Consider the following 26074-nt stretch of genomic DNA (forward strand, 5'->3'; position numbering starts at 1 on the left):
ATGTGGGCTTAATTTAAGGACTTATATCAAAACAAAAATTTGATAAAAATAAAACCTTAATTTGGCTTCTTATTTTGATTTTTCCAGTAACAACAGACTCAAGAACATTCCTGAAAAAATGGTTTGAATACCTAAAATCGATAAGATCATAGCTAAGATGGCATTCTGAATTTCAAACAACGCTCCAAATCCAACTGTACTCCAACTGTTTAAAACATTTAAACCAAGTATTATTCCTATTACCAGGAAAAAAACTCCTAGAATAAGTTCTTTTTCTAAAGAGTGATAGTTCATGATTTTATTTATAATGTTTGATTTACTGGAAAATCCATAGGTGGCTCCGAATGCTGAGAAGTATATCCAGGATAGTAGCAACTGGTATCCAACCAAAAGCATCAAACCACCCAAGATCAGGGAATGCATTCGTGACTGTCCCATCAACCAGACAATTGTAGTTAAACTAATACCTAATACGAATGCAATGACGCCGGGTATTAGGAGAAAAGGACTTGGCCTGTAAAGCATCATGAAACGGAGGTGTCTCCAACCATCAGAGAACGAGCTAAGTTTTGATTCGCCCTCACGAGGATAATAAGTTATGGGTACTTCCACGATTTTTATATCCAACCTTGATGCTTCTATAACCATTTCAGAAGCAAATTCCATTCCAGAAGTGTGGAGGTTTAATTTATTCCATGTTTCTTTCGTCATGGCCCTCATACCACAGTGAGCGTCAGATATTCCTGTAGAAAATAAAGCATTCAACACCCAAGTCAGGAAAGGATTACCAATGTACTTATGTAATGCGGGCATGGCTCCTTTTCGAATGTCACCCTTTAATCTTGAGCCCATGACAAAATCTGCATTTTCGGTTACAATGGGTTGGATGAATTCAGTCATTTCATCGAAGGGATAGGTTCCATCGGCATCTCCCATTACAATAATATCACCAGATGCTTCACTAAATCCTTTAAGATATGCATTCCCATATCCCCTGTTTCCTTCATAAACAACTTTTGCACCTGCTGCTTTTGCTTCATTAGCAGTATTATCTTCAGATGCGTTGTCAACCACTATTATTTCGGTTTCAAATCCTGCATCTTTTAATTTTTCTTTAGGCACTAATTTAACAGTTTTTCCAACAATTCCTTCTTCATTAAGAGCAGGAATAACCACAGAAACTTTCATTATAATCACATTTTGTATAAACTTAAATCTTATTTTACTTAGTTCATTAATAGGTCACTGGCTTAAATATTACTTAATCAAATATATTATTTATTGAATATAACTTATTTACCCTTAATAATGTTTCCATACTACCAAAATGGATTACCACTTAATTTCGCATACAATAAAATCTTGATTTTCGTAGACTACTCTTGAAAATTCAGGTTTTATACGATTAATGTTGGAATGGATGTCTTGAGTGAAGTAGTGCAGTGGGAAAAATTCAGTATCTATTAAGCGCAGAGCTAGAATGTTTTCTTCAGGAGATATTACCAATCTTTTATCATAAACCACATAACCAACATTTGCTTTCTTAAAATTTGCAAATGTACTGCTTTTCACTGATTTTTCTTCTATAACAACGTTTTTATTGGTGGAAAAATACTGGAAGCCTTCACGGAAAGACATGTTTGTTTCGGCTGCCAGGAACATGCCAGTAAACCTGTTGGAAATAACAACATAACGGCTGCTGTCAGCATTGTTTTCAAACCAATTAGCTAGTTCAACCTCAGCATTAGAAGGGGGGGCGATTTGAACATATCCTGCTTGGTTTTTAACGCCATAAACTCCAATTTTTGGGTTTTTGACAGTTAAAATGCCACTAACTAATGACAGGCATAAAAAAGCCACTAACAGTATAGTGTGCACATTTTTTGATGATAATTTGTTATCATTTTTTATTCTTTGATAAACCATGCTTAGGCCATGTCCTCCTAGTATTGAAAGGGGGATCAGGAGATATATGAGCACCCGGTATGAAATAACATTTATCCCGAACAAATAAGCATTGCTTAGAAGGATCATGGTAACTATCCATACCAGTATTATCAAGTCTTTTCTTTTGATATTCTTTTTTTGAATTTTCTTAAGAATTGACATGCCTCCGATAAGAGAAAAAATCAATACTAAAATGCCTAAATTTCCCAGATAACTAAATAGTCCCAGAGGCCGATTTATAGGGAGGGAGGTGCTCATTCCAGTAACACTAGTTATACCATGACCTACAAAGTTATGCAATAGGGCTGGATTGGTAATTTGGAGATAAACTATGCCTAGTATTATGGTTAATATTAATGCCAAGAAGAATATTGTGAAATTCTTTAAAACCCCAATATTTCGATATACCAAAAGTTCCAAAATTGTTATAGCCACAATTGTTAATAGGAGGCATAATGTGGCTCCTTGATGGGTTAAAATCACTATTATAAACAGAATACCTCCAAAAAATGCGTTTTTCAAGTTCTCATTTTTTAAAGATCGATAGTAAAGGAATACTGAGAGTGGAATGAAAATCAGTGCTAAATTTTCTGGGAGGGGCAAAATAATCCTACCTGCCAGAAAACTGGACAAGATCAAAAACCCTGCCCCCAACCCCGCCAGTTCCCCATAAAATTTGCTTGCAACGTAAGAAACTGATAAAACTATTGAAACTGCTAACAATGGTTGCATGAATCTGGCTACTTGGAAATAGTCCACGTTGAGTGAACTTCCAATACCCGCTATTATGAGATGGAAAAGGGGTAGATACGCCATCTTCCTCCCATAAGGAGCATTCAGTTGAGGATCACTAAGAGTGAATCCATACTGAGTGTAAACCTGAGCGTACTGCACATGATATATTATATCCCATCCCATAGGCCAGTAATATTTCATAGTTGGGATGAGTGCTATGCAGAGTGCTGCTAAAGCCGGTAATGCAATAATGTATTTTTTCTTAAGTTTTCTTATATTAAATTCAAAATTCATGGTTGATCATTTCGCATTATCTTTAGTTGAATTCGTTGAAAAGTATTATGTAAGATTTGTAGATCATTATTCTCCAAACGCATTTTAAGAGGTTATTTTTAAGGACCTCCTCTATAAAATAAGAAGTAGGCTATAACCATTAAAATTATAGCTCCCAATATAGTCACGGCGATCATACTCTTATCATTTCCAAAGATGATGGGGATTGGCCCAATCAATATCACTCCACCCGTACTAACTTTGCTGTTATTACTTTCTTGGTTATTGTTCTTTCCTGATGATAATATGGCAGTTCCTATAAACGTAAGTAACATACCAGTAATTACCACAGCTATTCCAATAAAAACCAGGGTTTCTCCCTTGATCATCTTATTCTCCTTACAAATTCATGGTTTATACATGTAGATTCATTAGTTAATTCTTTGAATGTATTAAGTAAATCCTAAAAATTTGTTTTTTTTTTTAATTGAATAGTTTTTTTTGGAGTATGCTATTTTTTTTCTTCCAATACAATACAATATTCAAATTCATTATTCTTCTGGCGCCTTTGCACAATTTCAAGTGTTGACATTAATTCCAGGCATTCTTCAACTTTGGGGATATCATCCTTTTTTTTAGCATTTATATTGCTGGTTAATTCTTCTTCTTCGTCTATCCTGTTTTCAATGGATTCTTTATTAAGCCATGAGTTTGATTTGCTTAGGATATCATATATTTTTAGAGATTTAAGGAGTTTTTCACGAATTGGTTCTTCAAGTTCCAATTCCTCTATCTCACCTTTTATTTCTTTAGCCAGGGATCTAACACTGGAAATCTCATTGGAAGGAATGATGAGCAGCACTTTAATTTCTTCTCTGAGAAATGAAGTGTTACGGGAGATTTGTAGGCTGTCTTTTTGAATAATCAATCCTCCTACATCATCAACGTGTTCAACCAGGAGATCGTATTTATACAATCCACCACTAAACAGCAAAATTTTGTACATACAAAACACTCACCATAATTTTACATACAAATATGATTAATTGATTCCTTTAAGTTGTAGATAAAATTTCCTTGTATTATCATTTTCTTGTTATACTATATTGATTTATAATATTAGAAATATTTTTAAGTAAATAATTGGAGAAAAACATTTTAATCTCATTTTCAATACCTATACGTTAATAAATAAAAGCATTTAGAATAATTTAGTAGCTAAAAAAAGAAGAAAAAGAAGATTTTTGGAATTTTATTAATTTATAAAGATTTCATCTGGGTGTTGGATGGCTATTGCTGTTTTCATTCCCAACTCCTCAATGAGGATGATCCAATCCGGATCTTTGTTAACATATTCCAGATTTAACTTCTTGCATACTCCACTTGGGATTTCATTTATCAATTCACCAAGAGACTCAAGATGTTTGCTTCTTAGTTCACATTTTACTGAAAATGTTTCTTTTTTGCTCACTTTTATTGATGCGACTTCAATTGCAGTATCAATAATTTGGTTCATTGTTGATGGAACAATTGCATCTATAAGAACTGCTTTTCGTATGAACTCTGACGGTGATTTATTTAATTCACGGATTAGTTTGTATGCATCTTCAATAGTCATATCTAAAGTTACAACATCATAAAATTCAGTTTCTTTGATATAATATGATTTTATATTTTTTAATGCTAATTCTAACTCGTTCATTCCTTCTATTTCCGGATAATATCCGCCTATACCTTCCTTAAACGTGACCATAAGGTCAAAACTATTCGCATCGATTTCTAAATTGTCTGTTGCATTTTCCAAAGTTTTATTTAAAACCATTTAAATACCTCCTAATATTGTTTAATTAAGTATTAATAATAGTAATACGTTATTATATATATGAATGATCCTATTATCGATGATCAGTTGGCCAGTCTTAATTTGGATTTCCTTGTATCCATGCTATTTTTGTTGATTATAACCAGCAGTATTATCAGTATCGCAGAAGGAAGATTAATGACAACTGAAAAAACTGAACAATTAGCCGAAGCTCGTTTAATTTCTGAAAAAGTGGCACATATCATTGAAGTAGTGTATTCTAATGGGGAAGGTCATGAAATAAGGATAAAAATGCCTTCCAGTGTGAAAGGATCTAATTATCTGGTTAAAGTGAATCAATCAGGCGTTTTGGTAATGGTGGGGGGAAGACGTGGTCATTCCTTTTCTTACAGGAAAAGAATCACCAGTTATACTACCAATCAAACCTCGGTTTTCATGTTTCCTAAAAAAAGTTACATAATTCGAAATATGAAGGTTAATAATAATTCCCACGCCGTGACCATATCTGAGGGTTGATGTTGTTATTGGAATTTCCTAATTTGATTGATATTTGGAAAGATGTGGTAGATTTATCTGTAAAAATAGTAAGAAGGGAATGTAATGATAAAAATTCAAATTATTGATGATATTCGAGCACAGATTCCTTTTGAATTTATGATGGTGGTTGGTTTTAGTTTAATCATTACAATTTCGTTAGTAATTAGCTTTGCAGACTCTAATGAGTTAAATCAAGCCATGACAGCTTCTCGTACCGGCGCATTAGATGGTTCTATTTCGGATGGTCTTGCAATATACCCTATGGACGCCTTTAATGAATATAATATGGGCCATGTTAGACTTCTTAATCCTGCCAGTGTTAAAATTTTAAAAATTGATTATATTAACCAAGGTTTCAGCCAAAAATATCGAAAAACAAAGATTCAATTGAGAATTCACGCCTCATCACCACATTGCACTGATAAATCTGATAGAAATTGTATGGGTGACCGAATTAATTTTTATGCCCGTAAAAAAATATGTGAAACATTCCATACTGAGAATCTTACAAACACTTTTTTTAACCCTGCTTTTTCCAATAATTATGTGTTCACCACAACAGACGTGCGCTGGGAATGATCTTTCAATTATTGGTTTTAATAGTGGAATATTTTGTACACCACCATTCTTGTTATATGTATATGACAAAAAATTAGATCAACTATCGAATGAATCATTGCTTTAATCATTTGGTTTAAATCATTATTTTCACTTAAAACATGCTGGATTTTAGTATATAAGCCATGAAAATACCAATAGCACCAAAAAATATTCCAATCAACCATACTATGATAACCACATTTTTTTCTGACATGGGTTTTTTAAGGATCCACCGAATAAGCGAGTTAAAACCTGTTTCAGGAGCCATTAATTTTCCATCCTCACTAACCTGGGTAGGTTGGTGTTTTTGTCTTTCCATTACACCTGCACTATAAAATTTCAGTATCATGTCAACAATATTGGGAATTAAGACGATTAATGCAATAATTTTAACTCTACCAATAAATGCCACCATCACAATTGTTGCACCAATTATTAAGGTTCCCACATCCCCAGGAAAAACATTAGAAGGATGACGATTGTAGTATAAGAAAGCAAGAAGAGCACCTAACATGCACATACTTATCACAGCCACATCGTATTTGCCCATGATAACACAAGCAATACTAAGGGAGGTCATGGCTATTGCACCCAACCCAGATTCAATACCATTCAATCCGGCTAACATATTAGTAAGATTAGCAGCAATGGATACAGCTATGGGCATTGATAACATGTATATTATTCCAACATTAGGGGGTGCAATCCAGATGAGGGGCAAACCAGCTAGCCATAGGAGGATCAATTTTTCTTTAGATGAAAGCATCACCAGATCATCAACCATACCCACCATACCCACCAGGAGTATAACCAGTAAGGTGATGATTAGCTGGAACTGAAGATTAGGATAAAAATACATTCCCAGAAATATTCCGATAATAAAACCGAATAAGATTCCAATACCGCCCATTTCTGCTATAAGTGGCTTTGATGGTTTATGAATATCTTTTCCAACGATTTCGGCAGCTTTCAGTTTCTTAATAAGACGAGGCATGCTCAAAAAAGTGACAAAGAAAGCTACCAATCCACAGATACCTGATGTTAAGAGGATTTTTTGATATATTAAAATGAGATTAGGATCCATATTTTGTCACCGTTTCAATAAAAAATATACAGTTCTAAGGGGAATTTTGAGATTGTTAGCAATTTCTTTTGCAGAAACACCATTTTTGTAGAGATGTTTGACCTTTTGAACTTGTTGATGGTCATATTTTATTTTCCTACCCGGTTTTAATGGAGAATCTTTAAGATAGTAAACGGTTTTAAGGGGTAATTGGAGTTTTTCAGCAATTTCCTGAGGAGTATAACCTGATTTTAAGAGAAATTCCACTGTGTCTGATTCTTTGTCATGATACTTTTTAGGACGCCCTTTCTTTTTCACTGGTTCAACTTTAACATTTAATTCATCAAGGGCTTGAAGATATTTTGGAGAAATCCGCGAATATAAACTGGGAGGACAACTTATTTTCTTCAAATTAGGGTATTTATCCAGAATTTCCAGAATCCTAGACAATGACAAAGGTTTATTAACATAAATTTCTTCTTTCAAGAAAAACTACCCCATTGATGACTATTTTTTAACCAGTTCCATAAACTTTTTTGCTTTGGTGGATACTGGTTTCTGGAGGGTTAGAAGATTTTTTTTCTCTTTTTCCACTTCATTGAGTTCTATGGAAAAAAGTTCGGCTGTTCTCTCAACAGGCAAATTCCCTTCTATTGAGAGTATTGCAGCCCCTAATGCCACACCCATTTGCATGTGGAGGCCTTTCATTCTTTTTTCCACTGAAAATTTATTTAACAATACCTGTCCCATGTTCGATATATATTCTATCTTTTCTCCGAGATAAACATCCATAATCTCTACAATATCTGGCTTAAAGTCATCAAAAGCTTTAAGTTGATTTGAATCTAAATTTGGTCTAAGATAAGGAAAAGGTCCAGAATATTTGCTTCTCCTATCATATGAAGTGGTTAAATAATAATGTAAAAGGTCCCAAAGTATGTATATACGCGGAATTTCTTGAAAAATCGTTTTTTCAAAGGTTTCTTTGTCATTTAGATCCTGCAGGACAGTTTCATCCAGAACTCCATTGGCATCTGTCAATCCCTTTTCATGGAGTTCTTTTTTTAAAAAATCATTTTTAAAGGTTTCAAGTTCATCTTCAGTTTCAAACATACTTGCTTTTTTTTGAGCAAGCTCAAGAGCTTCTTGGTAATCATCAACTTTCCTCTTGTCTTGTAACTTTTTTTGGAGTAAATCTGGTAAAAATTGATGAATCTGATTTTCCGCATATTTAACATAGCCCAGAGAAAGTGCAGTTTGCACTTGTTTGTCATTAATAATTGATGGCTTTTTGCGATGGAACTGAATCATTTCAATACGCGCATTGGAACCATACTGCTTACGTATTTCTTTATCATAATTTACTTCATCATCGGCATCAATAGTAACCCTTTTACGCACCCAATGACCATCTTCCATTATTTTAACAACTAACGACAATGTTTTGACTATTCCCCTTTTCTCCTGTTTTAAGATACGAACCATACTCCGAAAAGCTTCCCTACTTCTGGGGCTGAGCTGAGATAATTTAACCATATAATCTCCAGAAAGGGGTAAAAAGGGGATTATATCCAGTCTATAAACTCCTTCCTCATTTTGGTGCAACATGAAACTATCTTTTCCACATTCACATACTTTTTTGGTGAGGGTGGAGAGTTCATGACCTCGATATACACGATGACAAGAATCACATTCTATGGTTGCAAACTCCTCTAAATGTCCGATTGCAATTTTATGAGAACTAATCGCAGATTTTACCCGATCTAAAATGTTTTTTTTAGCAGCTGCATTCATCCTGAAATATTTAGTGTGCCTACTAATGTCATACATGTCTTCTGCTTTCATTTCCCCCGAAAGAGGGCGTCCATATGTCTTTATGGAACGATAAGGGGCAGTGTACCCCTTAATCTCCATATTTTCCCTCATTTCATGTAGAGAATCCAAATTAGTTTTAAAATAACTGTATATTTCAAGAAAGTTCTCTGGATATTGAACATCATTGATTGAGATTTCTTTTCTCTTTATTTGTTCCAGAAAACGTTCTGATCTCCCAATTAGCACCGATTCATTCATCTTATTCCTTCACCAATATCTGCATCAGGGGCGGTTAGGAGGCAAAGACTATCCTCAGCTGCCAGTACCATTCCCTCCGATTTAATGCCGAAGAGTTTCGCTGGTTTAAGATTTGCCAGGACAATGACCTTCTGATTGAGAATTTCATCTGGAGAGTATTCGGTGGCTAGGCCTGCCACAATTTGCAATTTTTTATCTTTCACATCAACGATTAGTTTAAGTAATTTATCTGATCCTTTCACTTTTTCTGCGCCAATGATTTTACCAATTTTCAAGTCAAGTTTAGCGAAATCTTCAATACTGATAAGGTTTTCCATAGGTTCACTTTCCTCTAAATTCTTATACAACAGATCTTTTTCTTTTTGAATGGTTTTATCTTCAATTTTTTCAAATAATGGTTTTGCTTTAGCAATCGGGGTTCCTACTTCAATAAACACTGCCGATTCATCCCAGTTAAACATGGGAACAGTTCCTTTGTTGTCATCTTCATCATCATTTAACTGGAAGATTTTTCTCATTTCAGTTGCACTATTAGGGAGGTAAGGAGTAATAATAATGCTGATGACTTTTGCCAATTGATTACATAGATAAATACAAGTTCCAGCTCGTTGTGGATCTGATTTAACAGCTTTCCATGGCTCTTGATCATTGAAATATTTGTTCCCAGTTTTGGCTAACTTTACTATTTCCTTGAGACCTTCTCGGAAATTGAAATTTTCGATATGTTGACCAACTATTTCTGGTGTTTTTTTGATTTGTTTTTCTACTTTTTGATCATATTCATTCAGAGAACCAGGCTTTGGTATTTTTCCATTGAAAAATCGGTGGGTGAAGGAGAATGTACGGTGCATGAAGTTCCCGACTACATCTGCCAGTTCATCATTGACTCTGCGCTGGAAATCATCCCATGAAAAGTCGGTATCCCGTGTTAGGGGGGCGTTAGCCACTAAATAATACCGCAAAATATCTGGGTTAAATTTTTCTACAAAATCAGCAACCCAAATAACCCAATTTTTACTGGTAGACATCTTATGGCCTTCTAAGGATAAATATTCTCCGGCAATTATGTTATATGGTAGTTTACATCCATATGCTAGCAAAAATGCTTGCCAAAATATGCTATGATGGTAAATGATATCTTTACCAATAAAGTGAACGGCTCGGTCATCCCAGTAAGGTTTCCATTTGGTGTTTTTTTGGCGAGCCCATTGCACTGCTGAGGAGATGTATCCTAAGAAAGCTTCCCCCCAAACATATATTATTTTACCTTCAGCATCGTCCAGTGGAACAGGGATGCCCCAATCCATGTCCCTGGTGAGTATCCAATCCTTCAGTCCTTCGTTGATCCATTGTAATGCATAGTTTCTAACATTGGATGGGAGTTCATGGTTGTTTTCTATAACTGCTTTGAGTTGGTCTTGGAAGTGAGTTAAACGGAAGTAGTACTGATTTGACTTTCTGACTTCTGGTTGTGACTGACATATGAGGCAGGAAGGTTCCACCAGTTGAACAGGTTCTAAGTGCCGGCCACAAGTTTCACAATGGTCTCCCCTAGCACCTTCAGCATTACACTGGGGGCAAATACCCTCCACATAGCGATCAGGGAGAAATCTGTCGCATTCAGGGCAGTAAAGTTGTTCAATGGTCTTTGGGTAAATGTAATCTTTTTCATAGAGCTTCAAAAAGAAATTTTGTGATATTTCATAGTGTAGGGGGTCTGATGTTCGGGAGAAATTGTTAAATGAAATGTCACAAGACTCTAAGTCCTTTTTTATTAATTCATAATTTCTACTGGCTATCTGAAATGGTGATGTTCCTTCTTTTTCTGCTTGAACAGCGATGGGTGTTCCATGTTCATCAGTAGCACATACGAATAACACATCTTTGCCTTTCATACGGTTGTATCTGGCGTAAATATCTGCTGGTATGTATGTGGAGCGCATATGGCCCAAGTGGCATGGCCCATTGGCGTATGGCAGTGCACATGTAATGAAAACTTTACTTGAACTTGAATTTTTATTCAAACTCTATTCCTCCTTAAAAAAACTTGTGAAACGTAATATGGGAATTCTATAGCTTGTTTATCAATGAATATAATATATTTAATAGATTTTTTGTATCTTAGCTTTAAACTCATCAAAGTTAATGATAAAGAATAGTAGTTGTTTTTATTTAATTTCTATATAAGATTTTATCATATATTTTTTTTATTGGATGAAAATTATGTAATTTTTCTGTTCCCGAATATTGTAATCACATATTATTATTGTTGGTAAAAGGAAATTTTATATAGGGGGCCGAATATAATTGTTAGTATTACATTAATAAGTTTGAGTGGTGAGGGGTTTGAATTGAAAAATAATAATATTGATAAAAATAATGAAAAAAGGCCTATTTCGTCAGACAATAAAAATATTGCTCTAAATAGAGCGTTGGATGTTGAAAAGTCCACCCTTTTTGATTTGGAACTAAAAAACTCACTTCTTGATTTTGCATCAGATTCTATTTGGGTTATAGATTTTAAGGGTAATTTCCTTTACGTAAATAAATCTGCTTATAAAACGCTTGGTTTTACAAAAAAAGAGTTAATGAACATGAACATCCATGAATTGGATGCTCCAGAATATTCTGAATCAATTGATCAATATTTGAAAGAATTAATGGAAACTGGTGAGGCCAAATATGAAACTTGCCATTATCATAAAGATGGATCTCAAATACCAGTAGAAATCCAATCAAAAATAATTGAATTAAATGGTCAAAAACTGGTTTTAAGTATAATTAGGGATATAAATATTTATAAAAACTTCCAGAATAATTCGGAAAAAGCAATAAAAAATCAAACTGAGGAATTTCGGAAATTAAATAATAAACTCAGAAAAAAAGAAAAAATGGCCCTAAATTTAAATAATTTAAAAGAAAAGCTACTAAAATCAATGTTTTTGGAAGAAAAACTGAAACTCATCACTGATAACGTAGTTGAAATGTTTGATGCCGATATTGCCAGAATATGGCTACTCAAAAATGCAGATCTGTGTGATGAGGGATGCATTTATGCTAAAATCACTAAAGAACCTCACAAATGTAAGAACAGATCATCATGCTTTCATCTGGTGGCCAGTTCCGGACGATATGCAGATCTAAATGGTTATCACAGACGAATCCCAATGGGAAGTTATAAAATTGGGAGAATAGCCGCAAGTGATGATTTTAACTTTGTTATCAACCGCGCAGTTCATGATCCTCGAATTAATTATGATGAGTGGGTACGAAATCTTGGTTTGGACTACTTTTATGGTTTTGTACTCGGCTCTGAAGATGGAAAACCAATTGGTGTTCTGGGACTATTTCGAAAAGAAGTTTTAGACTCCGATTCAGAATTCCTGCTGGAAGATTTAGCTAACACAACTTCTCAAGTGATTATTAATTGGAATATAGGTCAAACCTTATTAACTAGTGAGAATAAGTATCGGACTCTTACTGAGGCATCAACAGATAGTATATTTTTATTTGATAAAAATCTGCATTATGTCTATTTGAATAGTCAAGCTCTTAAAATGGTTGGTTTGAAGCCTGACGAGATCATTGGCAAAGGATTAGAAGTGGCATTCCCTTCTGAATTGGTTAAATACATGAAAACGAATGTTAAAAATGTTTTCAAGTCAGGTGAACCTTTTTCTGAAGAACATAAATACGTGTTATCTTCTGGTGAGCGATGGCTGAACACATCACTGATTCCCATAAAGGAGGATGACATAACAAATTTTGTTTTAGGCATTTCAAGAGATATTACAGAATATAAACTATTCCAAGTCGAGTCAAAAGAAAGAGAAGAGGAGCTTCGACTATTAACAGAGAAAATGACAGATGTTATTTTTCAGATCGATTCGGATTGCATCATAACTTATGTCAGTCCTTCATTAAAACAATTGAGTGGATATAATCCCCGGGAAATTATTAAAAAGAGAATTGAAAATTTTATCCATCCTGAAGATGTGGACCAAGTATTAGATATACTTCGTAAGCTTCCTGATAATAAAAAATCGGTTAATATAGAGTACCGGATCAAAAGATCTGATGGAATTAATCTTTGGGTTGAATCAAGTTGTAACGCGATTTATGACGTGGACGGCACGTTTAAATCCATTGTTTTAGTAACTAGGAATATTAATAAACGTAAAAATACAGAAGAGCAAATCAAAATAAAAAATCAAACACTGCAAGGAATTAATAAAATATTTGAAGAATCATTGATATCAGAAGATGAGCACGAAGTATCTAAAAGTTCCCTCAACGTTTGTAAAGAAATAACCAACAGTAAATTTGGTTGGATACTTGAATTGAATTCTAAAGGAGGTCTGAACACTTTATCCGGTTCGGATCATGGTTGGGGTGAATATTTTATTACTGAAAAGAAAAATGGGGTTCTTCCCAATGGTACGAAAGAACATGGTCTTTTTGGTAAAGTGATTAGGGATGGTAGATCATTTTTCACCAATGATCCTCACCATCATGAATCTAGTGTAAGAACATCACCAAGTCATCCTCGCATAACCTCCTTTTTAGGGGTGCCTTTAGAGCAAGGTGGTAAGGTTATTGGTGCAATATGTCTGGCTAATAAGGAAGATGGATACAATTTAAAAGACCAAGAAATTATGGAAAAATTATCTGTAGCAATTTCTGAGTCTTTAATGCGAAAACGAGCTGAAAGCTCATTGATAACAGCCCTTAAAGATAAAGATTTGCTGATTAAAGAGATTCATCACCGAGTCAAAAATAATCTAATGGTCATATCCAGCCTTTTAAACCTTCAATCACGATATATTAAGGATAAAGAGGCATTAGGTCTATTCAGGGAAAGTCAGAGCAGAGCTAAATCTATGGCCCTAATCCATGAACGTCTTTACAAGTCTGAAGATTTTAAAACCATTAACTTTGGTGACTACATCACTAATCTGGCGGATATCCTTTACAACACATATATGACTGATAAAAATCGCGTAAAACTCGATCTTCAAATGGAAAATATGGATGATCTCAAGGTGGATATTAACAATGCAATCCCACTGGGCTTAATAGTCAATGAATTGCTTTCAAACGCTATGAAACATGCCTTTCCTAAAGATATGTCTGGCATGATCATTGTAGATTTTTCTAAAGAAGATGATCAATTCGAATTAGTTGTCAGTGATAATGGAATAGGGTTTCCTCAAGAATTAGATTATAAAAACACAGAATCTTTAGGTTTACAAGTAGTTAACACCTTAACCAACCAAATCGGTGGAAAAATTACTATGGAAGTAGATAATGGTACCACTTTCACCATTAAATTCAAGGAAGATTTTGATTAATTTTTTTTTAGGACAATTTTTTTTAAATATTAATCCAAGTAATTTGAGTCACCTTCACCAAGAATCAACCCCGCTATTTTTTTTATTTGAAATTTTTAAAAAATGCCATGTTATTAATTAGTAAATTTTATTAAAATGCCCTGGATATAGATAGATGGTATGGTTTCCATTTCTTTTTTAAACCCACTATCCTCAGAAGGAAAAGATGTTGTAAGGGAACTGGGTAGTTTTGAAGGTATATCTGAAGATATTCCTCAGCTAAGGAGTATTATCACTCACAACCCCTCACAGGAAATAGCAGATGATAGTGAAATACCTTCTAATTTTCTGGAACTTGCTTTAAAACGTATCGAATGGTATGTTAAGAAAAAAAATGAACGAGAATTTAATGGTAGGGCCTATGCATATTTATCAGATGATCAAATAACTAAATATGATGTTATTTCATTTTATCTATTATGTCAAGCTATAGGAGTTAAATTTGGCCCGAACTCTCGCGAAACCAGAGTTATGGTGGAGTCTCAGGGAGATTTGATTAAGGAGAGATTGGGTAAACTACATGTAGATGAAGGCCGGCAACTGGTAGGGCAATCCCTCCAAATGTACTTGAATGATGATCAAGTGCACTGGACATTCTTTGAAGAACTTCTAAGCTCACGTAAAATAAGACTCACCGAACTTATACTTGATCAAGGGGAGCTAATACTCGATCAGGAAGATTTTATGGAGAGATTCGGATCAAAAATCAAACATCGAAATCCTCAGAGTATGTACCAGCTTTTAATTGGTGATGAACTTAAAGAACTCATCATGATCAAGCTTATCATGCAGGAAACTGAGAATTACATTAAACAAGTTCATGAAAAGGCTAAAAAAATGGTTGAACCTAATCCTATATTGTTGGATTTGGCTGAAGAGGTTGCAGAAGTTCTTTCTAGACCAATGCAAAGTCAAACTTACGGATCCATGGGAGGTGGAGGGGGGCCTTTGAAGGCCGGACCACTCAATCATCACGCATTTCCTCCTTGTGTGAAAAAAGCTTTGGAAGGGATTAAATCTGGGGGCAGAAATGATGGGATTGTACTATTTATGACTCCATTTGTTTCATATGCTCGCCTCTATCCAGATGTTTTCAGGATGAACATCACCAAACGTGTTTCTGATCAGGATCCTAATCTGGAGATAACTGAAAATGAAGTTTTGCCACTGATTTATGAGGCTGCTCAACGATGTGTTCCTCCATTATTTGATGATCAACCTCAAGAAAAGGTTAATATTAATGCTAAGTTGGGTTTTGGAATGCATAGTGTGCTTAAGTTGGATCATGAAGGTGAAACAACTTGGTACACGCCTATGAGTTGTGAAAAGATTAAATTACACCTTCCCCACCTATGTAAACCAGACGATCTTTGTAAAAAGATCGGCAATCCTCTGAGCTATTATAACCGCAGGATATGGGAAGTTAAAAATTTAAAACCTGAAGGTTCTAAAGCACCAGATAGGGGAGATGCTGACAAACACAATAAAACTGGAGTTTCTAGAGAAGGGGAAACTGATCACAACAAGCCCAAGGCAGCCGATCCTAATAATAGAGAGGTTTGATCATGGATTTAAAGCCTACTAGTCCTAATGAACGTCGCCAGTATTATCGGGAAGAATGGGATGTTAAAAACATACCGGATTATATTCGTGAATCACTCATTCAACGCGAATTTGGTTTTGATCATATGGGAAGGGGGCCAAATGACCGTTACCGAGTCTTTAAAAACACAGATTATTTAAGAAAATTTATGAGGTACCGTGCACCATTTGCGGCATATTCCTCAGTAGCATTATATCATAAGCCTCGGAGAAGGGATGGGTGGATAAAAGCAGAGTTAGTTTTTGATGTTGATGCTAAAGATATACCCATAAGGTCCTGTGGTTGTAGTAATGTCTGTGAAGTATGTTTAAATCAAGCAAAAGATATTGTTCATGGTCTGGTGGATACTATAAAAGGTGACTTGGGACTATCAAATATTCATGTTGTATATTCTGGCCGAGGATATCACATAAGGGTACTGGATGATTTGGTTATGGGTGCAGACAGTGATGTACGCAGCCAGATCGTTAAATATTTAGTTGGCTCTGAAGTTCCACGTAGTGAATACTCCAGCCACGGGATGAAATACAATCTGGAACACTTTACCATCCCATTTGGTTATCCGCAAGTATTCACCAATCGAATGAAACAAGCAATTTTAGCAGTAAATCTGGAAACAGAAATTGATGGAGTAAACAAGAATATTCTCAAAGCAGTCATAAAACACCGGGACCTATTAAAAGATAATCAGTGGGGCATCTTCAGGAAAAATATTGGCCCTATTAGGTATAATAAACTGGTTAAAGGTATTGCTTCACTTAATCTCACCCTGGTGGATGCTAAGGTTTCTATAGATCTTAAAAGGATATTAAGACTACCAACCTCTATCCACTCTGGTGTCAGTATGATAGCTACAGAAATTAAGAATCTAGAGACATTCGACCCATTTCAAGATGCAGTTCCCCAGTTCGTTTATGAAAGGAATTAGTAATTGACAAACGATTTTTTAAAAGAATAATAAAATCTTTCAGCGAGAATAAAAAAGAAATTAAGTTATTTTTTTTATAATATCCTAAAAATCAGTTGTGATTAGATTTTAAAAAAAACATTTCATCTAAATAACAACTCATATTTGTGAAGATAGCAGTACAAATATTTCAGCAATTCTTCATCTGATTTGCCCTTAATCAAAAGGTCTCCCACATTCATTAAATGATAATCATCCAGGATTTTCTTTTTCAGATGTTTTCCAACTCTTAAATTTCTGATCCCATTTTTTGTGAGAGTTCCTTTAATAAGTGACTCTGCATCTTGATGTTCACGTCTAATTAGTGTCACCCACTGGTCAGCTTCAACCCATGATTCTGGGTGTTTTTCAATAAATCTTTTCCCATTTTCTTTATCCCATACTTTAGGACCAAAATGTTTTCTAAAACCCGGAAGATGCCAAGTGTTCATCTCCAAAAGAATAAAAACCAGATTTTCGCCATCATCACTACCTTGACAAGTCCAACAATCACTTCCTAAGACGCTAAAATCCCCAGTCTCCAAAATCTTAACCAGAGAATTTTCTGTTTTCTTTATTTGGGGATACAAAGCATCAGAAGGAATATCCGGAGCTGAAAAAGTAATAACAATAGAATGAGTATCTCTTTTATCAAATTCAACCTTCAAGGCTCGCCTATCCAACGTAATATCTTTAGGGTAAAAATATGCTGTTTTGGGATTTTCAAGGAAATTAACAGCTGCAACTCGGAATTCGGCCATTTTTTGCAGGGTCAATGCTGCTGCAACATTCCGGTTCGAATCCGTGGGATCCACCACAATCAATGGATCATCAAAAAGATTAGATGTACCGTATTCCATCAAGTCTATTTGGTAGCCAGGTTTCCAGTCAGTCCAAACATTTCGCAGTACTTCTAGAAATGAACCGTAATTGATAATGAGTAACTCACATAGGTAACCAGAAAATCCACCAACCTTGAATTCAGAGCCATAAGTGCCAACCATTTTCATGAACCTTTTCAAAAGTCGTACTTCTTTTTCCTGGCCCACTTTCAAACTTTTTTTCACGTATTCAGTGTGCAGTATTGTACGATCAACTGCGGATTTCAATTGTGTTGCTTTGCTTATATCATAACAAGGTACCAAATCAACGGGGTAGCCATCTATATTGCCTGATAAGTAGGGATGTGATGCGTAACGCTCCTCATAAGTTCCACCTATCTGTTCGATGCAGTTGTATGCTAATTTCATGCCTTGAACTTTGAGATCCTCTAGAGAAGTGTTGAGTGGGAATTTGATGAAAATATCAATATCTACGTCATCATAATCATCAGAATAAATCCAAGTTTTTTTGGCAACAGAGCCAAGGAGAACTGCTTCGGCATTAAAACCCTTTTTTTTGGCGGTAGAATTTATAATATCAATTATTTTGTTTGATAATTCTTTTACCTTCTTTTCATTATCTGCAGAAGGCTCTATATCATCTAGAATTGTTTTAAAATCAATCAATTATAATACCTCAATCGTATTATTTATTTCTAAATCATTTCTATTCTACTTTTTTCACGTTTTGCAAATAAAATTGTACTATCCCTTACAATAATTGGAATTTATCCTAATAAGGGAAAAGTGTTAAATAAAAAATTCATGTATATCTGTATAAATAGGGCCTACAGGAGTTAATTCACTCTTTTTTAACACTAACTTTTCCACATCCATTTGCCCTATTTCAATATCATGTAACATTTCTATTTTACTGGCTAGGAGTTCTTTGTTATGCGAACCTTTCACCCGGGCAATAGTAAGATGAGGAGTATAACTTCGCTCCTTTTTAAATCCCATTTTGGCAAATTCCTGATCTAAATCTTTCTGAAGTTGTGAAAAGTTCGTTGGGTCTTCAATTCCCAACCATACCACTCGCATATAGCCGGGATGAGGGAAAACTCCAGTTCCTTTAATATGGAGAGGAAAAGACTGGTAATTTTCTAGTTTTTCCTCAGTAATACTAGTAATGTGTTGAATTTGTTCTGGATTTATTTCACCGAAGAATTTGAAGGTGAAATGGAGGTTTTCAGAATCCACTAACTTTAAAGGTGCATCAGTTTTCATCAAATCTTTTTGTATCTTCTGTATTTTGTATGATAATCGACGATCTACATCAACTGCTAAAAATACTCTCACTTTATCACCATAATCACATTATAGGTAAGTCTTCCCATTTAATCTCATCAGTTTATTTTTATCAATTTATTATTATTTTTTTTATCAAATAATAAGGTTTTTTATTGTATCTACACTCTCTTCTGGAGTTTCTATTCTTTTCAGAGTAAGTTAAATCAGGATGGATATTATGAGTTTCCTGAAACATTTTTTTTAACCAATGTTTTTTAATTTATTCGTATTCAGTTTTGGTTTTAACCAATTTTGTTTTGGGATTAAAAATTGGTGTTAAAAGGCAGATATGCAACAAGTATCTCCTTGAAATTTTAGTTCCTTTTTTTATCCACCAGTATCTGGTATTTCAACACCATGCAAACCCTCTTCAACGATACTTGATTGCCATTAAAACAAGATTGGAATTATAAAAATGGAAAATTATCCTATGGTCAATTCGGAAACCAGTATTATTTATTGAATAATGTAATTTAGATAAAAAAATTAATTGAATTCAATGTTTTGCAGTATGAGGGGAGTTTTAAGGGATTTTAAAAGGTTGAAAAAATATATAAAAGGTTTTCTTTTATTATTTTTCAATAATACTCTCTTTGATGGCCATTCCAAAGTGCCGTGCATTGGGATCCAAGTAGACCATTACTTTGTCTCCTAATTTTAGTTCTGCCACTGATTTTGGTTGGCCATCTTCGGTTACCAGACGGATGGTTTCAGCATTCTGGAGCAAGGTGCGCAGGATGACTCCATCATATTCGGCTTCCACCAGCATTAGTGGCCTTTTCTCAATTTTAACTCGACCCACTATGGCAATTTTGGTGGTACCTTCCTGATCCACGGTGAGCACTTCATCTCCAGTTTCCAGTTCAGAAAGGTATTTGGTTTTGTTACCAGGAGTCATAACATAGGCATGAACTGGCCCAGCGTTAACCCGGAAAGGTCGTGATGCAACGTATTCACTTTCCATCGATTCACTGTGCACCAGGAACAGTCCCTGTGAGTATGAACCTACTAGCATACCTTCTCCTAAATGCATCATAGAGCATGTGTCCACACAAACTCGGTCACCGATACCAACTGGTTCAACCCGGGTAATGGTGGCTATTTTCATCTGGTAACTTTCACTCTGCAATTTCCCAATTAACTCAGCTACCTTTTTTATCTGACTAATTTCTTGTGGACATAGCAAAACTCCGTCAGTCCCATGTTCCAGAGTTTCCAGGGCCACTTTAGCTTCATCATAGTCAGATACTGCTGCAATAATTTTCACTTTTTCTCCCTGTAGATCGGCTATTATGTTTTCTAAGGGAATAACTTTCCAGTCTCGACCCATCAAAATGAGATAATCAGCATATTGCCCCAATATTCTGGCTAGTTGTTCATGTTTTTTACTGGTGATCTCAACATAGGCTGATACCTTTTTATCCATTCTTTTTAATCTTTTCACAGCAGCAAGATCTTTTGATTCAGATAAATCATCAGGTATTTTAAGGGTGCCATCTCCTTCACTGTTACGGCCCACCATTACAATGTCCGAACCGTCAGTGTCAGAAATCATTTTCACATTACCTAATCTTCGTATGTTATCCACATCTGTGAAGTCTACGATGTGGTCTACACCTGATTCTAATGCAGTGGTGATAAATTGCTTTTTTTTATCCCAAACATTACCTTCAGCCATTACCCATGCAAATTTCATAACTATAACCTTCTAATCATAATTTTAAATAATATCATTCCATTAACTTATTTCATCAGATTCATCATGCCGTCATATCATTGTTTTGATTAAGTCACGGAGTATTCTGATATAATAACAGCCCTTATGTTCTATTCATTCAATTGGGAATATTATAGTTCAATGGAATTAAATAGTGTAATTTCATGGTATTGATTTATCCATTTAGAATTTTAAGTGCTTCGTCCACGTCCAAATTATTGTGAACAATCTCAACAATGGCTTTAGTAGTTTTATGGGGGGATGGTGCTTGGAAAATGTTCCTGCCTATTGCTACTCCAGCTCCACCAACATCAACTGCATTTTTCACCATTTCCAGAAGCTCACGGTCAGTTTCCACGCGAGGTCCTCCTGCAATTACCAGTGGAACAGGACATCCATCAATCACTTCTTTGAATGTATCAGGGTCTCCAGTGTAATTTGTTTTGATAATATCTGCGCCCAGTTCTGCACCGGCACGGGATGCTAGTTTCACCACATCGGGGTGGTGTTCATCATCGATTTTTTTACCTCTGGGATACATCATGGCAATTAGGGGCATGCCCCAATCATCACAGATTTCAGAAATACTACCTAGATGCATTAACATGTCAGGTTCCATCTCTGATCCCACGTTTACGTGAACTGATACTGCATCTGCACCCATCTGAATTGCTTTCTCAACAGAAGTCACCAGTACTTTATGATCAGGATCTGGACCCAGGGCAGTGCTGGCAGATAGGTGAATAATTAATCCAATATCTCTCCCGTAACCACGGTGACCACTACCAACCATTCCCTTATGCATTATAACTGCATTGGCCCCGCCACTGGCAGCTTCATCAATGGTTTCAGCCATTTTTACTATTCCTTCCACAGGTCCAACGGAAACTCCATGGTCCATTGGAACAATAACACATCTACCAGTTTTTCGGTTGATTATTCTTTCAATCCTGATTTTTTTCCCTATCATGAACACCCTCCTTTTTAAAGTTTAGGGGACCAGAGTTTTAATTCTTTTAATCTAGTGGGGATACCATCATCGCCACATGACTCTAACCACCCATAGTTGGAATTGATAATCTCAGAGCTTGTTGACGAGTGAATGAAATCTAAAAGGCCTCTATTTCTAATTATGGTTTCACGAGGTTTTAAAGTTGATGACCAAATGAAGAAAACTTTAAATGCAGTGTCCGGATGGTAACCCCCACCCAGATCAATTGATAGGACATCACAACCCCCTATTTTATTAACTTTTTCAGCTACTTCCTCCAAAACTTCATGGAGTCGAACATCACCCTTAATAAATTCTATTAAACTTCCCTCTTCTTTTGTAAGTTCTTGCATCTTCTCCTCTGACTGGGAACTTTTATCAAGAGATATAATTCTACCATATGGTGCCATCTGGGATATTATGCGAGTTGAATTTCCCACATGACATCCCAACTCCACTACAACATCATCTTCTTTAACAATATCTCTTAGACCTTCCCTATAAACTTTGATATCGTAAACGATTTTTATCATATAATCTCACACTAGTTTTTAATCATCTAATAATAGAAATTGGAAAGCATCATTCATAGGCATAGCAATAGGTTTAACTATTTCTCGTAAAATTTTTTAATGTTTCTTTGTCTTATTTAACACCAAAAAAAATCATGACCGTTTAACTATCTTTTTTCATATAAAAATTTAATATATTAATCAACTAATAATATCTTATACATATAATGGTGATTATAATCCCATTGAATCTTATTCCTCACGGAGAATTTTATCATGACAGTGGAAGAAAAAAACGATTTAGAGAATTTCGTTCACGAACTTCAACAGGAAAAACTTAATCTAGAAAAAGATATCAACCAACTAAATCTTGTTAAAATTCAAAAATTAGAGACTATAAACGAAGAACTTGAAAAAAGATCTGACTGGATGGACAAAGAGAGAATAAAAGCAATTAAAGAAAGAGATAACCTTGTTCGAAAGGTTCGTCATTCCAATGAGAAGAACTGGAAAAATGCACTAAAAATGATTTCCGTTTTAGGTGTTCTGGACCTGGCAGTTATTCCACTACTAATCACCTTGCTGGGAATACCATTGCAATGGTTATTTGTCTCCTTGGGGCTGGTGACATTTTTCGGCATAATGCTCATTACTAATTACATGTCCGGAACTTCACCCTTCAACACTGGCGAAATCAGAAAGGCCATAACCGTATCTCTTATAATAGTTTATCTTGCCTTAGTTCCCCTTTTTGCCTTCGAAATCATTGAACCATCATCAGGAACTTCTGCACAACATATTGTAAACAATTTCACATGGTTAATTGGTGCCGTAATTGTGCTTTACTTCTCCACCCGTCCCATTGAAGAGTATATAAAAAAAGTGAATAAGGAATAACTAGGATAGTTATTTTTGGGGAACTAAAGATTTTCCATACGTTTAATTTTTTTTCAACTTCACTGCACTATTTCCAGCAACATAACCAGTCGAAAATGCTTGTTGCAAATTATATCCCCCGCTACCACCACATCCCGCAATTATTTCACCAGCAAAGAATAAATTCCCAACAAGTTTTGACTCCATTGTCCGGGGATTTATTTCCCTTTGAGATACTCCACCACATGTGACCATGGCTTTATCAATGGAAAGATATCCACATAGTGTTAAAGGCAGGCCTTTTAATATTTCCAGTAAACTCAATCTCTCTTTTTTCGTTACTTGGTTCAACTTTTTTTTGGGATCAATGGACATGTTATTTAATATGGGATCGATCATACTGTTAGGGAGGTGATTGGTCAGGTAAGTTTTCAAACTCTTCTTGCTCTGTTTCTGGAAGTCTTCAACCAAACAGACACCCAAAGCTTCCAGACTGATTTCAGGTACAAAATCAATATATAACTGAAGATCACCGTGCACGCCAATCAGTTCCACAATCATGTTACTATTATCAAGAATAACTGGTCCTGAAACACCAAAATGTGTTAAAAGAAGGTTTCCACTGGATAAAAATTTCTTTTTATTGCCATAGCCTATGCTCAGCCCAACATTTTCCAAGGTAACACCTTTTAGATCATGCACCCATGCTTCACCCACACGCAAAGGAACACCCCCCGGTTGCAGACTGGTCACTTGGTGTTGGAATGTTTCAGCAATTCTAAAACCATCCCCAGTAGAACCCGTAAATTTGTAAGTAACTCCACCAGTGGCTAAAATAACTGATTGTGCAGCGACCACTTCTTTTTTTGTTGATATAAGTTTAAAGATATCAGATACCTTTTGAAGATGTTCAAGACGATAATTGAAGCATACATCCACATCATACTCATTCAAAACATTTAATAGAACATCCACTACTGATTTGGATTTTTCAGTGACTGGGAACACACGTCCATCTTTTTCTTCTTTTAGTTTTAGACCATATTTTTCGAAAAAATTCATCAAATCCTGATTGGAAAATTCACTGAAGACATCCCGAAAAAAAGAACCATTTTTCCCGAATTTCTCAATAAAAACTTCTAATGATGAGGAATTAGTAAGATTACATCTTCCATTTCCTGTTAAAAGGAGTTTACGTCCAATCATATCATTTCTTTCCAGGACGATTACTTTATTTCCCTGCTGCGCTCCTTGAATGGCTGCCATACATCCTGCTGGTCCGGCTCCGACCACAGCAATGTCATATTTTTTCATTAATACCAATTCCCATAAGAAAAAATAAAATTTAAGCGAAGTTGGAACGGATTAGATTCCAAAGAAAATCTTTGAATACTTTTTTTTTTAAAATTGTTTATAAATAACCAGGCGTTTTATATATATTATTTTTTTTTAAAAAAGGTGGATTATGGGGCCAACCTTCGCCTGTCCCTTGGGAATAAAACAGTTTCACGGATATTTTTCATTCCAGTGAGGCACATGGTAAACCTTTCAGCACCCAAACCCCACCCAGCATGTGGTGGCATCCCGTATACGAATGAAGCAAGGTAACGTTGGAATGAATCCGGATTTAGTCCCTGTTTTTTTATCCTTTCAACTAAGAGGTCGTGTTGGTGGACTCTAGTTGCCCCAGATGAGATCTCCAGATCTTTATACATCAAGTCAAAAGCATAACTCTTTTCAGGCTCTTCTGGATGGGGCATGACATAAAATGGTTTGATATCACTGGGCCAATTGGTAATAAAGTAGTAACCATCCATGATTTCTCCCAGTACCTTTTCAGCTGCTCGAGAAAGGTCATCTCCATGACGGAGAGTAACTCCTTTGGAGTTAACCATATCAATCACTTCATCGTATTCAAGACGAGGGAAAGGGAGTTCTGGAACTTCTAACTGAACATCAATATCTTCCAGTTCTGCTTTACATTTTTTCTTAACTTCTTTAATGGTATTATGTACCAGTTTTTCCAAGATGCTCATCACATCCTCATTATCAGCAAATGCCACCTCAACATCAATTGATATTACTTCGTTCAGGTGGCGTAGAGTATCATGTTCCTCTGCCCGGAATATAGGTGCAATTTCGAAAACTTTATCCAATCCAGTGGCCATCATCATCTGCTTGTAAAGTTGGGGGCTCTGACCCAGGAAGGCTTCCCTTTCAAAGTAAGTGATGGGGAATAGTTCGGTACCACCTTCAGTTGCTGAACCAACAAGTTTAGGTGTGTTAATCTCCAGAAATCCGTTTTCTTCCAAGTAAACTCGCACTGAATGTAACATGGTACTTTTTATCTTGAAAATGGCGCTAACAGAGTGTTTCCTGAGATCCATGTATCTGGAGTCAAGTCTAGTATCAATTTCTGCTTTTACCTTTTCAGTGGGATCCAGAGGCAAGGGTTGTTCTGAGTTATTAAGCAACTTAATTTCTTCTGGAATTACTTCAACACCACCAGGAGCTTTCGATGAACCTTGTACAATTCCTTTAACTCCCAGAACAGATTCTTTTCTTAGTTTACGGATATCATTAAGTAGTTCTGGTGAAATTTTTTTGCTGGGTGCAGTGATCTGAATTAGTCCATCCCTATCCCGGAGTAGTACAAAAATAATTCCTCCCAAGTCACGTATTTCATGAACCCAACCCATGAGAGTTACTGATTCACCTTCTATTGTATCGTCTAGTTCTTTTGAGTAATGTGTTCTTCTCCAGTTTCCTAATGAATCGGTCATATTACAATCTCCTCAAAAAAATATTGTTTATTCGT

22 protein-coding genes are annotated in these 26074 nt (G+C 35.4%); 6 read left to right on the forward strand and 16 right to left on the reverse strand.

All coding sequences use genetic code 11. The annotated features are described in order from the left end of the window. Positions 1 to 69: 69 nt before the first annotated feature. The 5 genes from GXZ72_04955 to GXZ72_04975 all read right to left on the reverse strand — a co-directional run bounded on the left by GXZ72_04955 (position 70) and on the right by GXZ72_04975 (position 4777). Positions 70 to 1188: a glycosyltransferase family 2 protein gene (locus GXZ72_04955; protein HHT18889.1), complete on the reverse strand. Its 1119-nt coding sequence runs from the start codon at positions 1186 to 1188 to the stop codon at positions 70 to 72. Positions 1189 to 1332: 144 nt separating this feature from the next. Further along, positions 1333 to 2976 (reverse strand): hypothetical protein, encoded by a 1644-nt coding sequence (locus GXZ72_04960; protein HHT18890.1) that lies wholly within the window; start codon positions 2974 to 2976, stop codon positions 1333 to 1335. A 98-nt stretch (positions 2977 to 3074) separates the two neighbouring features. Next, positions 3075 to 3344, reverse strand: a complete 270-nt coding sequence (locus GXZ72_04965) for a TIGR00304 family protein (protein ID HHT18891.1) — start codon at positions 3342 to 3344, stop codon at positions 3075 to 3077. A 122-nt stretch (positions 3345 to 3466) separates the two neighbouring features. Further along, on the reverse strand, positions 3467 to 3961 hold the full coding sequence (locus GXZ72_04970; protein ID HHT18892.1) for a methyl CoM reductase subunit C: 495 nt from the start codon (positions 3959 to 3961) through the stop codon (positions 3467 to 3469). Between the two features lie 249 nt (positions 3962 to 4210). Further along, positions 4211 to 4777, reverse strand: a complete 567-nt coding sequence (locus tag GXZ72_04975) for an RNA-binding protein (protein ID HHT18893.1) — start codon at positions 4775 to 4777, stop codon at positions 4211 to 4213. Between the two features lie 60 nt (positions 4778 to 4837). Between GXZ72_04975 and GXZ72_04980 the strand changes: the two genes are divergently transcribed. Then, the gene (locus GXZ72_04980) at positions 4838 to 5293 is read left to right on the forward strand and encodes a hypothetical protein (GenBank protein ID HHT18894.1); all 456 of its coding nucleotides are present in this window, start codon (positions 4838 to 4840) and stop codon (positions 5291 to 5293) included. An 84-nt stretch (positions 5294 to 5377) separates the two neighbouring features. Beyond that, positions 5378 to 5893: a hypothetical protein gene (locus tag GXZ72_04985; protein ID HHT18895.1), complete on the forward strand. Its 516-nt coding sequence runs from the start codon at positions 5378 to 5380 to the stop codon at positions 5891 to 5893. Between the two features lie 133 nt (positions 5894 to 6026). On the opposite strand, the gene GXZ72_04990 is transcribed toward GXZ72_04985, so the two are convergent. The 4 genes from GXZ72_04990 to metG are packed head-to-tail and all read right to left on the reverse strand — an operon-like array spanning position 6027 to position 11074. Beyond that, positions 6027 to 6998, reverse strand: coding sequence for a multidrug transporter (locus GXZ72_04990; protein ID HHT18896.1), 972 nt, complete (start codon positions 6996 to 6998; stop codon positions 6027 to 6029). 6 nt (positions 6999 to 7004) lie between these two features. Beyond that, complete coding sequence (locus GXZ72_04995; protein HHT18897.1) at positions 7005 to 7463, reverse strand: helix-turn-helix domain-containing protein; 459 nt, start codon at positions 7461 to 7463, stop codon at positions 7005 to 7007. Positions 7464 to 7484: 21 nt separating this feature from the next. Continuing rightward, a complete protein-coding gene (locus tag GXZ72_05000) occupies positions 7485 to 9050 on the reverse strand; it encodes a DUF530 family protein (GenBank protein HHT18898.1) in 1566 nt (521 codons plus the stop codon). Further along, a complete protein-coding gene (metG, locus tag GXZ72_05005; GenBank protein ID HHT18899.1) occupies positions 9047 to 11074 on the reverse strand; it encodes a methionine--tRNA ligase in 2028 nt (675 codons plus the stop codon). Before metG ends, GXZ72_05000 begins: the two co-directional genes overlap by 4 nt. 327 nt (positions 11075 to 11401) lie before the next feature. Here metG and GXZ72_05010 point away from each other — a divergent pair, with 327 nt between their 5' ends. From GXZ72_05010 to priS, 3 genes are all read left to right on the forward strand, one after another. Beyond that, on the forward strand, positions 11402 to 14401 hold the full coding sequence (locus GXZ72_05010; GenBank protein HHT18900.1) for a PAS domain S-box protein: 3000 nt from the start codon (positions 11402 to 11404) through the stop codon (positions 14399 to 14401). 159 nt (positions 14402 to 14560) lie between these two features. Continuing rightward, positions 14561 to 16003 carry a DNA primase gene (locus GXZ72_05015; GenBank protein ID HHT18901.1) on the forward strand — a complete coding sequence of 481 codons (1443 nt, stop codon included), beginning with the start codon at positions 14561 to 14563 and terminating at the stop codon, positions 16001 to 16003. Between the two features lie 2 nt (positions 16004 to 16005). Beyond that, entirely contained in the window at positions 16006 to 16971 is a 966-nt protein-coding gene (gene priS, locus GXZ72_05020; GenBank protein ID HHT18902.1) for a DNA primase catalytic subunit PriS, read from the forward strand. Positions 16972 to 17093: 122 nt separating this feature from the next. Here priS and cca read toward each other — a convergent pair whose 3' ends face one another. The 5 genes from cca to GXZ72_05045 all read right to left on the reverse strand — a co-directional run bounded on the left by cca (position 17094) and on the right by GXZ72_05045 (position 22401). After that, positions 17094 to 18497, reverse strand: coding sequence for a CCA tRNA nucleotidyltransferase (cca, locus tag GXZ72_05025; GenBank protein ID HHT18903.1), 1404 nt, complete (start codon positions 18495 to 18497; stop codon positions 17094 to 17096). A 123-nt stretch (positions 18498 to 18620) separates the two neighbouring features. After that, positions 18621 to 19169 (reverse strand): RNA 2',3'-cyclic phosphodiesterase, encoded by a 549-nt coding sequence (thpR, locus tag GXZ72_05030; GenBank protein ID HHT18904.1) that lies wholly within the window; start codon positions 19167 to 19169, stop codon positions 18621 to 18623. Positions 19170 to 19731: 562 nt separating this feature from the next. After that, the gene (locus GXZ72_05035) at positions 19732 to 20856 is read right to left on the reverse strand and encodes a 3-dehydroquinate synthase II (protein ID HHT18905.1); all 1125 of its coding nucleotides are present in this window, start codon (positions 20854 to 20856) and stop codon (positions 19732 to 19734) included. 196 nt (positions 20857 to 21052) lie between these two features. Continuing rightward, positions 21053 to 21847, reverse strand: a complete 795-nt coding sequence (locus tag GXZ72_05040) for a class I fructose-bisphosphate aldolase family protein (GenBank protein ID HHT18906.1) — start codon at positions 21845 to 21847, stop codon at positions 21053 to 21055. A gap of 14 nt (positions 21848 to 21861) precedes the next feature. Continuing rightward, a complete protein-coding gene (locus GXZ72_05045) occupies positions 21862 to 22401 on the reverse strand; it encodes a class I SAM-dependent methyltransferase (protein ID HHT18907.1) in 540 nt (179 codons plus the stop codon). A 255-nt stretch (positions 22402 to 22656) separates the two neighbouring features. Between GXZ72_05045 and GXZ72_05050 the strand changes: the two genes are divergently transcribed. Then, positions 22657 to 23277, forward strand: coding sequence for a hypothetical protein (locus GXZ72_05050; protein ID HHT18908.1), 621 nt, complete (start codon positions 22657 to 22659; stop codon positions 23275 to 23277). A 42-nt stretch (positions 23278 to 23319) separates the two neighbouring features. Here the strand turns inward: GXZ72_05050 and GXZ72_05055 are convergent, their stop codons facing one another. Both GXZ72_05055 and aspS read right to left on the reverse strand, forming a co-directional pair. Beyond that, complete coding sequence (locus GXZ72_05055; protein HHT18909.1) at positions 23320 to 24570, reverse strand: NAD(P)/FAD-dependent oxidoreductase; 1251 nt, start codon at positions 24568 to 24570, stop codon at positions 23320 to 23322. Between the two features lie 149 nt (positions 24571 to 24719). Next, positions 24720 to 26039, reverse strand: coding sequence for an aspartate--tRNA(Asn) ligase (aspS, locus tag GXZ72_05060; protein ID HHT18910.1), 1320 nt, complete (start codon positions 26037 to 26039; stop codon positions 24720 to 24722). Positions 26040 to 26074 lie beyond the last annotated feature (35 nt).

Source organism: Methanobacterium sp., from assembly GCA_012838205.1.
GTDB lineage: Archaea > Methanobacteriota > Methanobacteria > Methanobacteriales > Methanobacteriaceae > Methanobacterium.

What these genes read in the sequence shown, in the direction of transcription:
- GXZ72_04955 (HHT18889.1), bottom strand. Translation starts at nt 1,188, where the DNA reads ATGAAAGTTTCTGTGGTTATTCCTGCTCTTAATGAAGAAGGAATTGTT.
- GXZ72_04960 (HHT18890.1), bottom strand. Translation starts at nt 2,976, where the DNA reads ATGAATTTTGAATTTAATATAAGAAAACTTAAGAAAAAATACATTATT.
- GXZ72_04965 (HHT18891.1), bottom strand. Translation starts at nt 3,344, where the DNA reads ATGATCAAGGGAGAAACCCTGGTTTTTATTGGAATAGCTGTGGTAATT.
- GXZ72_04970 (HHT18892.1), bottom strand. Translation starts at nt 3,961, where the DNA reads ATGTACAAAATTTTGCTGTTTAGTGGTGGATTGTATAAATACGATCTC.
- GXZ72_04975 (HHT18893.1), bottom strand. Translation starts at nt 4,777, where the DNA reads ATGGTTTTAAATAAAACTTTGGAAAATGCAACAGACAATTTAGAAATC.
- GXZ72_04980 (HHT18894.1), top strand. Translation starts at nt 4,838, where the DNA reads ATGAATGATCCTATTATCGATGATCAGTTGGCCAGTCTTAATTTGGAT.
- GXZ72_04985 (HHT18895.1), top strand. Translation starts at nt 5,378, where the DNA reads ATGATAAAAATTCAAATTATTGATGATATTCGAGCACAGATTCCTTTT.
- GXZ72_04990 (HHT18896.1), bottom strand. Translation starts at nt 6,998, where the DNA reads ATGGATCCTAATCTCATTTTAATATATCAAAAAATCCTCTTAACATCA.
- GXZ72_05000 (HHT18898.1), bottom strand. Translation starts at nt 9,050, where the DNA reads ATGAATGAATCGGTGCTAATTGGGAGATCAGAACGTTTTCTGGAACAA.
- GXZ72_05015 (HHT18901.1), top strand. Translation starts at nt 14,561, where the DNA reads ATGGTTTCCATTTCTTTTTTAAACCCACTATCCTCAGAAGGAAAAGAT.
- priS (HHT18902.1), top strand. Translation starts at nt 16,006, where the DNA reads ATGGATTTAAAGCCTACTAGTCCTAATGAACGTCGCCAGTATTATCGG.
- GXZ72_05035 (HHT18905.1), bottom strand. Translation starts at nt 20,856, where the DNA reads ATGAAATTTGCATGGGTAATGGCTGAAGGTAATGTTTGGGATAAAAAA.
- GXZ72_05040 (HHT18906.1), bottom strand. Translation starts at nt 21,847, where the DNA reads ATGATAGGGAAAAAAATCAGGATTGAAAGAATAATCAACCGAAAAACT.
- GXZ72_05045 (HHT18907.1), bottom strand. Translation starts at nt 22,401, where the DNA reads ATGATAAAAATCGTTTACGATATCAAAGTTTATAGGGAAGGTCTAAGA.
- GXZ72_05050 (HHT18908.1), top strand. Translation starts at nt 22,657, where the DNA reads ATGACAGTGGAAGAAAAAAACGATTTAGAGAATTTCGTTCACGAACTT.
- GXZ72_05055 (HHT18909.1), bottom strand. Translation starts at nt 24,570, where the DNA reads ATGAAAAAATATGACATTGCTGTGGTCGGAGCCGGACCAGCAGGATGT.
- aspS (HHT18910.1), bottom strand. Translation starts at nt 26,039, where the DNA reads ATGACCGATTCATTAGGAAACTGGAGAAGAACACATTACTCAAAAGAA.